Consider the following 14,696-nt stretch of genomic DNA (forward strand, 5'->3'; position numbering starts at 1 on the left):
AGTCCCTGGAGAAACCCGATGGCTGACTTAGACATCATGTCATTCTTTGACATTTTGTCAATAATCGGGTTTGATTCCATTTCAGGTATGCTATGCGTGCAGTTGCCAACTAACCGGATGATTGAATGAGCGAACCGCTGAAAACCCGCCGCGAGCGAGAGAAACAGGCCCGTTACGACACCATCCTGGACGCCGCCGAACTGGTGTTCTCGGAAAAGGGCTATGAGCGCACGTCCATGGACGACATTGCCCGCACCGCCAGTCTCAGCCGGGCCTTGTTGTACGTATACTTCAAGGACAAGGCGGCGATACAGCGGGGCATCATGCTCAGGGCGGGACACAGCCTGTTCCGGCGCTTCGAAGAGGCAAGACAGACCGCCGACAATGGCCTGGCCCAGATACGGGCAATGGGGGAATCCTACTATCGCTTCTATCTGGAGGAACCGGATTATTTCTCGGCGCTGACCAAGGCATCCACCGCCATGGCCGAGGCCGACGAAAGCCAGGCCGAGGAAATGCTGTGCTCCAAATCAGATCTGATGGAACTGATGGTGGGGGCTATTGAACTGGGGCTTCAGGACGGCACCATGAACCGGGACCGGATTACCGACCCCGTTCAAACCGCTTTGTATCTGCGCGGTGCCCTGCACGGGGTAATATTGCTCTGTCAGTCGGAAATGGGCGAAGGCAACCCGGACTTCCCGGCCGAACAGTTGATCCGACACACCATGGATATGCTGACGTCCTCGATTTCAGCCTGACAGCCTCAGGCTCAACAGCTGCTAGAGCTGGAAATCGTAGATGGAACCCAAGCCCATTATCCCGGTTAACTCATCCAGGGCTTTGCGGACCTCTTCCAGCAACATCGGGTCGCCCAGCTCATCCTGGCTGAGTTCATCCCGATAATGGGCTTCCACCCAGGTTGTCAGGCGCTCGTAGAGTTCGTCGGTGAGCAGCACGCCGCGGTTGATGGCCCTGAGTTCATCGTCATTCAATACCACTCGCAAACGCAGACAGGCGGGGCCACCCCCATTGCGCATGGACTGTTTGACGTCAAACACCTCCACCGAGGTAATCGGCCCGCCCGACTTCACCAGGTTGTCCAGATAACGGCTAACCGAAGCCACTTCTCGACACTCGCCGGGCACCGCCAGCAACATGCCATCCGGCGTGTTCAGTAATTGGCTGTTGAAGAGGTAGGACGCCACCGCATCGTCGAGGGGCACATCGGCACTGCTGACCCGAACCGCTTCCAACTCGGCACCGGTCAGGCGCTCACGGATATCCGCCAGCACCTGTTCTTCGTTGAGGAATGCCATGTCGTGGTAGAACAGGGTATTGCCGTTGCCAACGGCAATCACATCGTTGTGAAAAACGCCGCCATCGATGGCCTCCGGGTTCTGTTGTGCAAAGACCACATTCCGATCTTTCAGACCATGCAGTCGCGCCACCGACTGGGAGGCTTCAAGGGTCTGTCTTGCCGGGTATTTCCTGGGTGCCGGCGCCTGCTCGTTGAATGCAATCTGGCCGTACACAAAGAGTTCCACACCGGGCTCGCCGTATCCGGCGCACAACCGGGTATGGTTGGCGGCACCTTCGTCGCCGAAGTGGCTTACCGATGGCAGTGCCGGGTGGTGGGCAAAGTAGCTCTCGTCAGCAAAGATGGCCTTCAGGGAACGCCCGGTCACCGTATGTTCGATGGACCTGTGAAACTTGGCGCTCAGGTTGGCCGGGGTGAAATGCACGCGATGGTCCGACGTGTCGGCACTCGGTGATACCGTGGCGGCATTGGCCGTCCACATGGGCGACGCAGACGATACCGCCGCCAGTATAGACGGGCTGGATTTGGCCGCCTGTTCCAGTACGCGGGCATCCGTCCCTTCAAATCCGAGGGCCCGGAGTGTCGGAATATGCGGGCGCTCGTGGGGCGGCAGAATGCCCTGCACATAGCCCCGGTCCGCCAGACGCTTCATCTTGGCCAGGCCCTGCAATGCCGCCTCCTTCGGATTGGAAACGGAGCTGACATTGGACTTCGAAGCCACATTACCCCAAGACAGCCCCGCGTAATTGTGGGTGGGGCCAACCAGGCCATCGAAGTTTGCTTCTACCGCGTGTTTCACCATGGCACTGGGTCCCGTTAATCGAAATTGAGGCCGGGTGCCAGAGACTCTGGCAGCTCGCTCTTGCCGGCCTCCAGAGAGGCCATGGGCCAGGCGCAATAGTCGGCGGCATAGTAAGCACTGGGGCGATGGTTGCCGCTGGCACCAACACCGCCGAAGGGTGCCGCGCTGCTGGCGCCGGTCAGGGGCCGGTTCCAGTTCACAATCCCGGCACGCACCTCTTCCACCAGCCGATCATAGAGTTTCCGGTCATCTGTCAGAATACCTGCAGAGAGCCCGTAGCTCGTGTCGTTGGCCAGCTCCAGGGCGTCATCAAAGCTCTTGTAGCGATAGACGGTCAGCAGCGGTCCGAAAAATTCTTCGTCGGTCACATCAAGCCCGGTAGCATCGATGATACCGGGTGACAGCAGGCCGGTTCCCGATTTCAGGGACTTCATTTCCAGCAGGGATTTGCCGCCCTTCTCCAGCAGGCTGGCCTGGGCCGCCAGGAGTTTTTCGGCGGCTTCCGCGGAAATCACAGAGCCCATAAATGGCTGAGGATCAGCGTCAAACTCGCCCACCTTGATCCGGGAGGAGACTTCAACCAGCCGGTCGAGGAAAGCGTCGCCCTTCTTGCCCTTGGGCACCAGAAGTCGACGGGCGCAGGTGCAGCGCTGGCCGGCCGACAGAAATGCTGACTGCAGGGCATGATGCACTGCGCCATCCACATCGCTCACATCCTGAACGATCAGCGGGTTGTTGCCGCCCATCTCCAGGGCCAGGATTTTCTCCGGCTGGCCGCCGAACTGTTTGTGCAGCAGGTGCCCGACGGTGGAGCTGCCGGTAAAGAACAGCCCATCAATCCCGGGGTGGTTAGCCAGTGATTTACCAGTGGCCGAGTCGCCCTGCACAAGATTGACCACTCCATCCGGAATGCCGGCCTTTTCCCAGAGTTTAACCGTCAGCTCAGCCACTCCAGGGGTCAGCTCGCTGGGCTTGAATACCACCGTGTTACCGGCCAGCAGAGCGGGCACTATATGACCGTTCGGCAGGTGCCCCGGAAAGTTGTAGGGGCCGAACACCGCCACCACGCCATGGGGCCGGTGTCTGAGTACCGCATGCCCACCGGCAACATCGGATTCCGATGTACCGGTGCGGTCGTTGTAGGCTTTCACGGAAATACCGATCTTGCCGATCATGGCCGCCACTTCGGTGCGGGATTCCCACAGGGGTTTGCCGGTTTCCAGCCCGATCTGATGCGCCAACTCTTCCTTGTGGGCCTCAAGCAATTCACCAAAGGCTTCGACCACGGCCTGACGTTCGGCGAAGCTCTTGCGCTGCCACTTTACAAACGCATTGCGGGCCTCGCGAACGGCCGCATCAACATCCTCCAGGTTGGCGCTTTCGCCGTCCCAGATTGTCTCACCGGTGACCGGCTGGACAGATTCGAATACCGGCCCGTGGCCCTGTAGCCAGAGCCCGTCGATAAACAGTTCACCTGTCAGCTTTGCCATTTCGATGCACCTCCCGGTACTGAGCTTCTATAACTATGTTTGGTCAGCATCCCCGAGTCTTTCAAGGGGGCCAGACGAACCGGATCACCAGATTCAATCTGCAACGCGTCGGCCACTTCCGGCGGCAGGCTGACGGTATCCGGCCCGATGCAATCTATCGGCAGGGTGGTCACCCGAAAATCCCGGAATGAACGATTCGACACCATCACACGCTCATCGGCGGGCACGTCCAGATTCACTGGCTTTCGAGTCACCATGGCGTGCCGGTTCATGCCCTCCCGCACTGTGCGGATGTTGTGCACGAAGGCTTCAACCACCGGGCCACCATCAAAAATGTCCACCAGCCCGTTAAAGTTGAATCCTTCGGACTGGAGCATGCGAAGCGCTGGCGCGGTATTGTCATGAACCCGGCCAATCACGGCCCTGGCCGAATCCGGCAGCATGGACAGGTAGATCGGGTACTTGGGCATCAACTCGGCGATAAAGGATTTATTGCCCAGGCCCGAGAGCATGTCAGCTTCACTGAATTCCATATCAAAGAATTTGGTTCCCAGTGCGTCCCACAAAGGGCTTCGACCCTGGGCATCGGACACACCGCGCATTTCCGCGAATACTTTTTCCGAAAAATGCTTCCGGAATTCATCCAGATACATGAACCGGCAGCGGGAAAGCAGCAGCCCGTTGCCGCCGCCCTTGTACTCATCGGACAGCAGCAGCGAGCAGATTTCGCTGGTGTCGGTCATGTCGTTGGACAGATGGAGCGTAGGCGTCCGCACGTGAACACCCAACTCTTTGGAGGCATTCACCGTTACACTGAGACGGTAATTGTAGAACACCTCATCGAGACCCACCCGGGCCTGAATCCCGCTGATTCCAACCGTCTTTTTGCGCTGGATATCCTCAAGGGCAAACAGGTACAGACCCGCCTCCGGCGCGATGCGCTGGTTGAAGGTCTCGCGGGCATGGTTGATCTTCCTCTGCAGCAGCTCGTGATCCGCCGGCAAGGTGGTAAGCCCCTTCCCGGCACTCTCGGCCATGGCGTACAGGTCATCCAGATCGTTTTCCTGCAGCGGGCGGATTACCAGCATGTTATCGCCTCCCTGAAGCCTGCGGTTGTGGGCTTTCCGATTCCGACGCCTGTCATAGCGGCGCGATCCTTACCCGGTCGCCCGCGGTCCTGTTCAGAGCCTTCCAGGTGGCCACCGGAACCTTGAGTTTATCGTCCAGTGTCTCGGCTACCGGTGTCAGGGTGCAGCGGAACTGTTCCCGCTCGCCGGCGGCAATCAGGCAGGTTTCGCCCACGTCCTCATTGGTGCCATGCAGTTCCTTGGGGTGGCTGGTTACCAGGGTTTTCAGGCTGTCGGTGCGCGCTTCAAGAACCGGACCGGCATCAAAAATGTCCAGGTAACTGCCTGGCTGGAACCCTTCCCGCTGAAGCAGCTCGAAGTTGGGCACGGTTATCTGGTGCGGCTGCCCCATGGCGCTCTGGGCCGCCTCGCTCAGCAGCGTGACGTAAATCGGATTGGGCGGCATGAGCTCGGCAATAAAGGTCTTGCTCAGCTGGCCGGAGTACTGGTCCGCGGTCTCGAAATCCATATTGAAGAAGTGCCGGCCAAGGCTGTCCCAGAATGGCACACTGCCGTCTTCCAGCTGGACGCCCTGGATTTCCACCGCCATACGCTGGGTAAACCATTCCCGGTGATCGGCAATAAACAGAAGCCGGGCCCGGGACAGCAATTCAAACGCTTCGGTATCCTGGAGTTCAGGTCGGATCGAGAATGAGCACAGCAGGGAGATATCGGTCAGGGAATGGGAGGGATACAACACCTCCACCCGACGCGACACACCCAGCTCATGGGAGGCATGGATCAGGGCATCCCGCCGGTAACTGTAGAAGGGCTGGCCATTGCCAGCGCGGGCATCAATACCAGCGGTGCCTGCGATGTCTCCGGTCTCGGTGCTCTCCAGCACAAACAGGAACCTGGGCGGATCGTCCTCGGGGCTGATCCGCCCAGCAAAAGATGCCAGAGATTGCTCGATCTTATACGCCAGGGCATCGCCCTGTTTGGGCAGAGTGGAGGAAAGACGGGCACACTGGGTGCCCGCAATGGCGAGAATCTGGTCCAGATCATCCGGCTGAGCCGGACGTACCAGCCACATAAAGTCTCCTTAGGCCGTCAGTTTTTTTACCGCCGCCTCGAAACGCTCGAGGGCTTCATCGATGTCCGATTCCGGGATAATCAGGGACGGCGCCAGACGAATCACATTCGCACCGGCCACCAGAACCATCACGCCCTCTTCCAGGCCCGCGTTCAGGAAATCCTTGGCCTTGCCCTGCCATTTCTCGGTCAGCACACAACCGAGCAGCAGACCGGCACCGCGAACCTCACTGAACACACCATAGCGTTCACCAATATCCATCATGCCCTTGCGGAGCTTGTCTGAGCGGGCCTTCACACCCTTCAGAATCTCCGGCTGGCTAACGGTATCCACCACTTTCTGGGCCACAGCACAGGCCAGCGCGTTACCGCCGTAAGTGCTGCCGTGGGTACCCACACCCAGACTGGCGGCAACCTTGGCCGTGGTCAGCATGGCCGCCACCGGGAAGCCGCCACCAAGCCCCTTGGCGCTGGACAGAATGTCCGGCACCACGCCGTACATCTGATAAGCGTATAAATGGCCGCTTCGACCAACGCCGGACTGAACCTCATCGAACACCAGCAAGGCGTCATTCTCGTCGCACAGCTCACGCAGCCCCTGCAGGAACGCCTGGTCGCCGGGCATAACACCGCCCTCGCCCTGAATGGGCTCCACCACCACGGCGCAGGTTTTATCTTTGGAGATCAGATTCTTCACCGACTCCAGGTCATTGAACTCAGCGTGATGAATGCCACCCGGTGCCGGCTCGAAACCTTCCAGGTATTTCGGCTGGCCACCCACGCTCACGGTGAACAGGGTACGGCCGTGGAAGGAGTTCTTGAACGAGATGATCTCGTTCTTCTCTTTACCAAAGTGCTCCCAGGCATACCGACGGGCCAGCTTGAACGCCGCCTCATTGGCCTCGGCACCGGAATTGGCGAAGAACACGCGCTCGGCGAAGGTGAGGTCACACAGGGTTTTTGCCAGACGCAGGGCCGGCTCATTGGTCATCACGTTGGACAGGTGCCAGATTTTCTCGGCCTGATCGTGCAACGCACCAACCAGCCCCGGGTGGGAATGGCCGAGGCAGGTCACGGCGATGCCGCCCTGGAGATCAATAAACTCGCGGCCTTCCTGATCCCAGATCCGGGAGCCTTCTCCTCGCACCGGAATAATGGAACCGGGAGCGTAGTTGGGCACCATGACTTCATCGAACAGTTCGCGGCTGACGGGTTCTTTATTCATAGATCTCTCTCGGGAAAGCGGCTAGGCAAATAAAAATAGTAGAGTGACCGCGCCAGACAAGTAAGTAGGTGTGCGGACTCTTGCACCATAATACGCCACTCACGGCATAAGAACATCCGGTTCCCCGATGGCCGGCAATTCAATCACCCTGTGCGGAATGCTCCCGCCCTTATTCCTATCCATCAGTGCGCCGATCAAAAGCTTGTAGGAGTCCAGATCAAAGGTGACCGCCTGGCCACGGAGGGAGAAATCCTGCAGTTCGTCCTCCTCATGCAGGGTGGCCACATGCATCCAGTTATAAACCACCAGGATGTCCGTGCGGCCAGACCGGGCATCCTGCTCAACAATGCCCACCGGCCCTTTCCAGGGCCAGGTCTTAAGACGCAGACTGTGAAACGCAATCTGCACCCTGAGGTTGTAACGCTCGACATCCTCAAGCTCTTCGCAGGCACCTTTGCAGCGCCCGAGAGTGCGCTGGAAACAGGGCCCATCATGTTCTGGCTCCAGACCCAGCAACCGGTTGCATAATTCATTTTTCGAAGCAATGCCGCTTAATGCCCGCTCGGCATCCCGCTTGCTGCGGAACAACCCGAAATAATCCCCGAGGCGATGAGGCTCGATCTCGCGAACCAGCCGCGCCTGCAGATACCCCGCCTCGTTTTTTGCCAGCTCGATGCTTACCAGATTCTTGGCAGCCCTTGAACGGCGATTGAACAGGGGTTTGAGGGTTTTGATCTGCTTGAGCTCCAGCAGCAGTGCTCCAAGCTCACCGGCTGTTTCCGTCCATTCAACACGACGCAGACTCTCGGACATGCGCACGCCCCTGGCCGAGTTGTGATCACCGGAAAAGTGCGAAGCCACCCGCTGGGCCATGTTGGTGCTCTTGCCCACATATAAAAGCACATCGTTCTCGCCGTAAAAGCGATACACCCCCGGCCCCCGAGGCAGATCCTGGAGGATATCCGTCGGCAGATGAGAGGGAATACTCGGGCGCTGCAACAGCTCCCGCAGGGCGCCCTCGAATTGCCTGTCTCCTTTATCTGCTCGGGCATGCTCAAAGAAGGACAGCATGGCGGACACATCCCCCATGGCCCGATGCCGCTGAACCTGAGCAAGGCCATGGCGGGCAATCAGCGCATCCATATTGTGCCGCCGGAACTCCGGGTACAGACGCCTGGAAAGCTTTACCGTGCATAGCACCTTCGCCGAGAACAATCGCCCCAGCCTGCGAAACTCGGCTTTGATAAAGCCGTAGTCAAAACGGGCATTGTGAGCGACAAACACCTTGCCCTTCAGCTGCGCCTCCAGCTCGTCCGCCACCTCTTCAAACAACGGCGCATCCGCCACCATCTCGTTGGAGATGCCGGTAAAGTTCTCGATAAACGGGGATATCCGCGTTTCCGGATTCAGCAGCGTCTGCCACTCGCCCACCAGCTCGCCGGCCCGCCAGAACCGAATACCAATCTCGGTAATCCGGTCACGGGCTGAATTGCCGCCGGTGGTTTCAATATCAAGAAACGCGAACGTAGCTGACTCAAGAACTGTACTTTCGGATGTCATGGAACAACATTACGCCTCGCTGGCAACTGCAGATGTCTGTATATGAACGAAAAGCAGTTATAGACATTCGTCTAATTTCTGCATGAATTTATTTGAATTGTCACGAATTCGTAACTACCTTGTTTTTGGGTCCAACAACAAAAATGTGTGGAGACAACAACGATGCAAAGCAACAAACTGAGATTGGCAATTCGTGCGACGGCAGCAACAGTAGTAATGGGGGTTGCCTCTCAAGCGAGCGCACTTACGCTGAACGTAGGTGACGATACCGAAGCGAGCCTGTATGGCTACGCTCGTCTGAACATGAGCTACGACCTGGACGGCAACCGTGCCGTTTCTACCCGTGCAGGTTCTTTCACTCCTACCGCAAACGAAGACGTTGAAGGCCATTTCGGCGCCGACGTTCAGCAGAGCCGTCTGGGCGTCAAAGTCAAGCACGCTTCTGGCGTAGCAATTACCGTGGAAGGTGACTTCCGTGGTTCAGGCAACGGCGCAGGCAGTCTGCGTATGCGTCACGCCTATGGCGAATACAACGGATTGATGGCCGGCCGCAACTGGTCCAACTACACCAGCTTCGTGGGTAACACCCCGACTCTGGACTTCGACAGCCTGGCAGGCACCGCTGGCAGCCAGGATCGCGCCGAGCAGATCCGTTATACCACTGGCGCTCTTTCCTTCTCCCTCGAAGATCCGAGCTCACAAGGTGTTCTGGGTGCAGGCGGCAACACCCGCACTTCTGCACCAGCCCTGACCGCTCGCGTCCAAGACTCGGCTGGCGGTTTGTCCTACTCAGCTGCAGCTTTGGTCAGCCAGGTTACCGCTGACGACGGGACCAACGACGACAGCGCAATGGGTTTTGCGGTATTTGGCGCGGCCAAATTTGCCCTGAGCGACATGATCTCAATTCAGGGTGCTGCGAACTTCACTGACGGCGCTAACGGCTATCTGTGGCGCTCTGGCAGCAACTACTATGGCCCAAGTGCCTATGTCGACGGCAATAGCCTTGAGACCATTGAGGGTTACGGTTTCTCAATCGGTACAAGTGTAGCGCTCGGCGGTGGTCGTAGCATCAACCTGGGCTACGGCACCACTATGCTGGACCTGGACGACGCGATTGCAGCCGGTGCTACCACCAATGCTGACCCGGAATCCAACCAGAACGCGTTCCTGAACTACATGTGGTCGCCAGTATCCAACGTCATGTTCGGCGTTGAGTACGGCTACTTCGATCAGGAAACTGTTGCCGGTGATTCTAGCGACGCAAACCGTGTTCTGTTCGCAGCGCAGTACAGCTTCTAATCCTTCCGTTAGAAGTTAGTTAACTCAGCAGAAACCCCGGCTCCGGCCGGGGTTTTTGTTTGTTCGGATTTTATAGCGGACCTCTCTGAACATTGTTGGCCCAGAGGACTAGTGAATGGCAATCACAGGAAGACCATTGTCCTCACTGAAGGGAAAAGAAGAATGGGAAGGAGATGAAACGAGAGAGGCGGGCACTACGATTCAGGACTGTAGAGGGCCAGGGATGGCCCGAAACAAGCGCACAGGGATGTGCTTGTAGCGTGTCCTGAATCGTAGTGCCCGCCTCTCGCCGCCCCCAACCTCAAAGGCTGGGGACGAACCTACCGGCTATCACAGAAGAAGGGTGCGAATGTCCCCAAGAAGCTGACTAAGCACCGTGGTAAACCGGGCCGCATCAGCCCCATTCACCGCGCGGTGATCGTAAGACAGCGACAACGGCAGCATCAGGCGGGGCTGGAACTCCTTGCCATCCCAAACCGGCTTCATCGCCGCCTTGGACACCCCAAGAATCGCCACCTCCGGCGTATTCACAATCGGCGTAAATGCCGTGCCGCCAATACCACCAAGACTCGTGATGGTAAAACAGGCACCCTGCATTTCTGCCGGCTTCAGCTGCTTGTCCCGGGCCTTCTGGGCGAGCTCGGCGCTTTCCGCCGCCAGCTCCCACAAACCCTTCTTGTCCACATCCTTGATCACCGGCACCATCAGCCCGTGAGGCGTATCCACCGCAATCCCGATGTGGATGTACTTCTTGCGAACCACCTCCTTGCGCTCCATGTCCAGGGACACGTTGAACTGGGGCAGTTCCGCCAGCGCGGTGGCACAGGCCTTGAGCAGGAACGGCAGCGGCGTCATCTTCACGCCCTTCTTCTCGCCGGCCGCCTTCTGGGCCTTGCGGAAATCCTCCATATCGGTGATATCCGCATCCTCGAACTGGGTTACGTGGGGCACGTTCAGCCAGCTGCGCTGCATGTTGTTCGCCGTGGCGAACATCATCCGCGACATGGCCTCACGCTTCACTTCACCAAACTGGCTGAAGTCCGGCAGCTTGACGCCGGGGATACCGGAACCGGTAGCAACGCCACCGCCCTGCTGAGCCTGCTTGAGCTGGCTCTTCACGTAGGCCTGGACGTCGTCTTTCAGAATCCGGCTCTTGGGCCCGGAGCCCTTGATGCGGGCCAGATCGGCACCCAGCTCGCGGGCCAGCTTGCGCACGGCCGGGCCGGCGTGAACCTTGGCACCTGGCGTGGGCGGCTCATAGGTTGCACCCTGGGGCTCAGGGGCTGACTCTGCTTCCTGTTTCGGCTTCTCTTCAGACTTCGGCTCAGGCTTCTCTTCTTTCGCCGGTTCCTCAGACGCAGACTCCGAGGCTTCTTCCTCTTCGCCACCGTCTTCCTGAACGGTCATCTCAAGCAGTTCATCGCCCTCGGAGAGCTTGTCGCCCTCGGAGACCAGAATCTTGCCCACCTTGCCCGCGTAGGGGGAAGGAATCTCCATCGTGGCCTTGTCGGATTCCACCGTTACCAGCGGATCATCAGCCTCGATGGTATCGCCTTCCGAGACGTTGATCTCGATAACCGGAACATTGTCGAAGCCATCCAGCGCGGGAACCTTCACGGTTTCCTTGCGGGAGCCACCGGAAGCCTTCTTCGGCGCCGGCTTGCTCTCTCCGGACTTCTCTTCGGACTTCTCTTCCGGTTTCGCTTCTTCCTTCTCCTCGGTCTTTTCTTCCGGCCCGTCGTCACCACCGTCGTCAGAGCCACCGCCATCGGCGCTGGCTTCCATCATCCCGACGACGTCGCCTTCCTTCACCTTATCACCCACCTTGACGGTGATCTTGGTGATCTTGCCGGCACCGGGCGACGGCAGTTCAACCGAGGCTTTGTCTGACTCAACCGTCAGAATCGGATCTTCTGCCTCAACCGAATCCCCTGCACTGACGGTGATTTCGATGACCTCGACCTCATCCGCACCGCCGAGATCCGGAACCTTGATTTCCTGTTCACTCATGGCGGTCTCCTTAGCTCAGCACCGGGTTCGTTTTGTTGCGATCGATTCCGTACTTGCGCATGGCTTCGAGAACCACATCGTTCTTCACCTCACCGTCCTTGGCCAACGCTGACAGCGCCGTGACTGTTACGTAGTAACGGTCCACTTCGAAGAAGCTGCGCAGCTTCTCCCGGGTGTCGCTGCGGCCGAAACCGTCGGTACCCAGGGTCAGGTAGGTTTTCGGGATGAACGCCCGGAGCTGCTCGGAGTGCAGCTTGATGTAATCAGTGGAAGACACCACCGGCCCGCTCTGCTTTTCCAGACACTGGGTAACGTAGGCCTTCTTGGGCTTATCATCCGGGTGCAGGCGGTTCCAGCGATCAATGTGCTGGCCTTCACGGGCAAGCTCGTTGAAGCTGGTAACACTCCACACATCGGAGGCAACACCCCAGTCATCCTTCAGCATCTGGGCCGCCGCTCGAACCTCGTTAAGGATCGCGCCAGCACCAAGCAGCTGAACCCGCGGGGTTTTCTTGCGCCCCTTGGTTTCCACCGACTCGAACAGGTACATGCCCTTGATGATGCCGTCTTCGCAATCCTTGGGCATGGCCGGCTGTTCGTAGTTTTCGTTTTCGATGGTCAGGTAGTAGAAGACGTTCTGGTTGTCCTCGAACATCTCTTTCATACCCTTGCGCAGCACCACGGCCATTTCGTATCCGTAGGCCGGGTCGTAGGCCTTACAGTTCGGAATGGTGTTGGCCAACACATGGCTGTGACCATCCTGGTGCTGCAGGCCTTCGCCGTTCAGAGTGGTTCGACCGGCGGTACCGCCGATCAGGAAGCCTCGCGCCTGGATGTCACCGGATGCCCACGCCAGATCGCCAACCCGCTGGAAGCCGAACATGGAGTAGAAGATGTAGAACGGGATCAACGGGAAGTTGTTGGTGCTGTAGGAGGTTGCCGCTGCCATCCAGGCGGCCATGGAACCATCCTCGTTGATGCCTTCCTCAAGGATCTGGCCTTTCTTGTCTTCCCGGTAGTACATGATCTGGTCACGGTCTTCCGGCACGTACTTCTGGCCCTCGGCCGTGTAGATACCGAGCTGACGGAACATGCCTTCCATACCGAAGGTACGAGCTTCATCAGGCACGATCGGCACCACGCGCTTGCCAATGCGCTTGTCCTTGGTCAGGGCTGTGAGGATACGGACGAACGCCATGGTGGTAGAAATCTTCCGGTCGCCGGAACCGTCCAGGACCGCCTTGAAGATGTCCAGATCGGGAATCTGCAGTGGCTGGCAATCCTTCCGACGTTTGGGATAGAAACCGCCCAGCTCCTGCCGGCGCTTCTTCATGTAGACAATTTCCGGGCTGTCCGGTGCCGGCCGGTAATAAGGAACGTCCTTCAGCTCGTCATCCTTCAGCGGCACGGCAAAGCGGTCGCGGAACGACTTCAGCTGCTCGATATCCAGCTTCTTCAGGGAGTGAGCGGTATTCTGCGCCTCGCCGGCTTCGCCGAAGCCGTAGCCCTTGATGGTGTGAGCCAGGATAACGGTCGGCCGACCACCGTTCTTGTGAACGGCGTGATGATAGGCCGCATAGATCTTGTAGGGATCGTGGCCGCCGCGGTTGAGCTTGTTGATTTCCTCGTCGGAGAGGCCCTCAACCAGTTTGGCGGTTTCCGGATACCTGCCGAAGAAGTGCTTGCGGGTGTACGCCGGGCCGTTGCTCTTGAAGTTCTGCAACTCACCGTCGCAGACCTCATCCATGGCCCGCTGCATTTTGCCGTCCTTGTCCTTCTCGAACAGGGGATCCCAGTGGCGGCCCCAGACGACTTTCAGCACGTTCCAGCCGGCACCCCGGAAGACACCCTCAAGCTCCTGCATGATCTTGCCATTACCACGGACAGGACCGTCCAGGCGCTGGAGGTTGCAGTTAACAACGAAGATCAGGTTGCTGAGGTTTTCCCGGCCGGCCATGGAGATGGAACCCAGGGTTTCCGGCTCGTCGCACTCGCCGTCACCAACAAAGCACCACACCTTGCGATCGCCCATCTCGATGAGTTCACGGCTATCCAGGTACTTCATTACGTGTGCCTGGTAAATCGCCTGAATCGGGCCCAGGCCCATGGAAACCGTGGGGAACTGCCAGTAATCCGGCATCAGCCAGGGGTGGGGATAGGAAGAAAGACCAGTGCCATCGACTTCTTCGCGGTATTTGTCGAGGTCTTTCTCGTCGAAACGCCCTTCAAGGAAGGAGCGCGCGTAAATGCCCGGTGAAGAGTGACCCTGGAAGTAAACCAGATCGGACTCGCGCTTCTCGTCGCCGCCGTGGAAGAAATAGTTGAACCCGACATCGTAGAGCGTCGCTGCCGACGAGAACGATGAAACATGCCCGCCGAGATCACCGGGACGCTGGTTGGCACGCATAACCATGGCCATGGCGTTCCAGCGGATCAGGGAGCGGATTCGGCGCTCCATAAAGAGATCACCAGGCATCGGCGCCTGCTGGGAAACCGGAATGCTGTTCCGGAATGGCGTGGTAATGGAATACGGTAGCTCGGTTCCATCGCGGCTCGCTCGTTCGGAGAGCCTCTCAAGAATGTATTTGGCCCGGTCTACGCCCTCGTTCTCGATCAGAGATTCCAGCGCGTCCAGCCATTCACTGGTTTCAATGGGATCATCGTCCTGGTACATCAAACCCTCCCCTTGGCATCAAAAAGTGCAGCGCCGCCACGATCAGCAGCCTGGCGCGTTGCGGTGTCGATAAGCTGCGATGGAATGCAGTGTTTTGTTGTGGGTATTTTCAGCCTGACAGGTGTACCGGCTCCCAGTACACAGAACCTGTACAAA

At 58.5% G+C, this 14,696-nt stretch carries 10 protein-coding genes; 2 read left to right on the top strand and 8 right to left on the bottom strand.

Annotated features, from left to right (window positions below; all coding sequences use genetic code 11):
* Positions 1-125 precede the first annotated feature (125 nt).
* Positions 126-761, top strand: a complete 636-nt coding sequence (locus QZ534_RS10845) for a TetR/AcrR family transcriptional regulator (protein WP_296934448.1) — start codon at positions 126-128, stop codon at positions 759-761.
* A gap of 21 nt (positions 762-782) precedes the next feature.
* Here the strand turns inward: QZ534_RS10845 and astB are convergent, their stop codons facing one another.
* From astB to QZ534_RS10875, 6 genes are all read right to left on the bottom strand, one after another.
* A complete protein-coding gene (gene astB / locus QZ534_RS10850; protein WP_296934451.1) occupies positions 783-2,123 on the bottom strand; it encodes an N-succinylarginine dihydrolase in 1,341 nt (446 codons plus the stop codon).
* Between the two features lie 14 nt (positions 2,124-2,137).
* Entirely contained in the window at positions 2,138-3,613 is a 1,476-nt protein-coding gene (gene astD, locus QZ534_RS10855) for a succinylglutamate-semialdehyde dehydrogenase (protein WP_296934453.1), read from the bottom strand.
* Positions 3,601-4,701 (bottom strand): arginine N-succinyltransferase, encoded by a 1,101-nt coding sequence (gene astA / locus QZ534_RS10860; protein ID WP_296934455.1) that lies wholly within the window; start codon positions 4,699-4,701, stop codon positions 3,601-3,603. The genes astD and astA overlap by 13 nt, the downstream gene beginning before the upstream one ends.
* Before the next feature lie 52 nt (positions 4,702-4,753).
* A complete protein-coding gene (locus tag QZ534_RS10865; RefSeq protein WP_296934457.1) occupies positions 4,754-5,773 on the bottom strand; it encodes an arginine N-succinyltransferase in 1,020 nt (339 codons plus the stop codon).
* A 9-nt stretch (positions 5,774-5,782) separates the two neighbouring features.
* Positions 5,783-6,997 (bottom strand): aspartate aminotransferase family protein, encoded by a 1,215-nt coding sequence (locus tag QZ534_RS10870; protein WP_296934459.1) that lies wholly within the window; start codon positions 6,995-6,997, stop codon positions 5,783-5,785.
* Between the two features lie 99 nt (positions 6,998-7,096).
* Positions 7,097-8,557 (bottom strand): exonuclease domain-containing protein, encoded by a 1,461-nt coding sequence (locus tag QZ534_RS10875; protein ID WP_296934462.1) that lies wholly within the window; start codon positions 8,555-8,557, stop codon positions 7,097-7,099.
* A 162-nt stretch (positions 8,558-8,719) separates the two neighbouring features.
* On the opposite strand from QZ534_RS10875, the gene QZ534_RS10880 reads away from it, so the two are divergent.
* The gene (locus tag QZ534_RS10880) at positions 8,720-9,856 is read left to right on the top strand and encodes a DcaP family trimeric outer membrane transporter (RefSeq protein WP_296934465.1); all 1,137 of its coding nucleotides are present in this window, start codon (positions 8,720-8,722) and stop codon (positions 9,854-9,856) included.
* Positions 9,857-10,186: 330 nt separating this feature from the next.
* On the opposite strand, the gene aceF is transcribed toward QZ534_RS10880, so the two are convergent.
* Together aceF and aceE are read right to left on the bottom strand one after the other, a co-directional pair.
* Positions 10,187-11,866, bottom strand: a complete 1,680-nt coding sequence (aceF, locus tag QZ534_RS10885; protein WP_296934468.1) for a dihydrolipoyllysine-residue acetyltransferase — start codon at positions 11,864-11,866, stop codon at positions 10,187-10,189.
* A 10-nt stretch (positions 11,867-11,876) separates the two neighbouring features.
* Positions 11,877-14,540: a pyruvate dehydrogenase (acetyl-transferring), homodimeric type gene (gene aceE / locus QZ534_RS10890; RefSeq protein WP_296934470.1), complete on the bottom strand. Its 2,664-nt coding sequence runs from the start codon at positions 14,538-14,540 to the stop codon at positions 11,877-11,879.
* Positions 14,541-14,696: the final 156 nt, after the last annotated feature.

It is taken from the genome of uncultured Marinobacter sp. (genome assembly GCF_913055835.1).
Classification (GTDB): Bacteria; Pseudomonadota; Gammaproteobacteria; order Pseudomonadales; family Oleiphilaceae; genus Marinobacter.

Excerpts from the sequence above, each read along its gene's own strand:
- QZ534_RS10845 (WP_296934448.1), top strand. The coding sequence starts at position 126 with ATGAGCGAACCGCTGAAAACCCGCCGCGAGCGAGAGAAACAGGCCCGT.
- astB (WP_296934451.1), bottom strand. The coding sequence starts at position 2,123 with ATGGTGAAACACGCGGTAGAAGCAAACTTCGATGGCCTGGTTGGCCCC.
- astD (WP_296934453.1), bottom strand. The coding sequence starts at position 3,613 with ATGGCAAAGCTGACAGGTGAACTGTTTATCGACGGGCTCTGGCTACAG.
- astA (WP_296934455.1), bottom strand. The coding sequence starts at position 4,701 with ATGCTGGTAATCCGCCCGCTGCAGGAAAACGATCTGGATGACCTGTAC.
- QZ534_RS10865 (WP_296934457.1), bottom strand. The coding sequence starts at position 5,773 with ATGTGGCTGGTACGTCCGGCTCAGCCGGATGATCTGGACCAGATTCTC.
- QZ534_RS10870 (WP_296934459.1), bottom strand. The coding sequence starts at position 6,997 with ATGAATAAAGAACCCGTCAGCCGCGAACTGTTCGATGAAGTCATGGTG.
- QZ534_RS10875 (WP_296934462.1), bottom strand. The coding sequence starts at position 8,557 with ATGACATCCGAAAGTACAGTTCTTGAGTCAGCTACGTTCGCGTTTCTT.
- QZ534_RS10880 (WP_296934465.1), top strand. The coding sequence starts at position 8,720 with ATGCAAAGCAACAAACTGAGATTGGCAATTCGTGCGACGGCAGCAACA.
- aceF (WP_296934468.1), bottom strand. The coding sequence starts at position 11,866 with ATGAGTGAACAGGAAATCAAGGTTCCGGATCTCGGCGGTGCGGATGAG.
- aceE (WP_296934470.1), bottom strand. The coding sequence starts at position 14,540 with ATGTACCAGGACGATGATCCCATTGAAACCAGTGAATGGCTGGACGCG.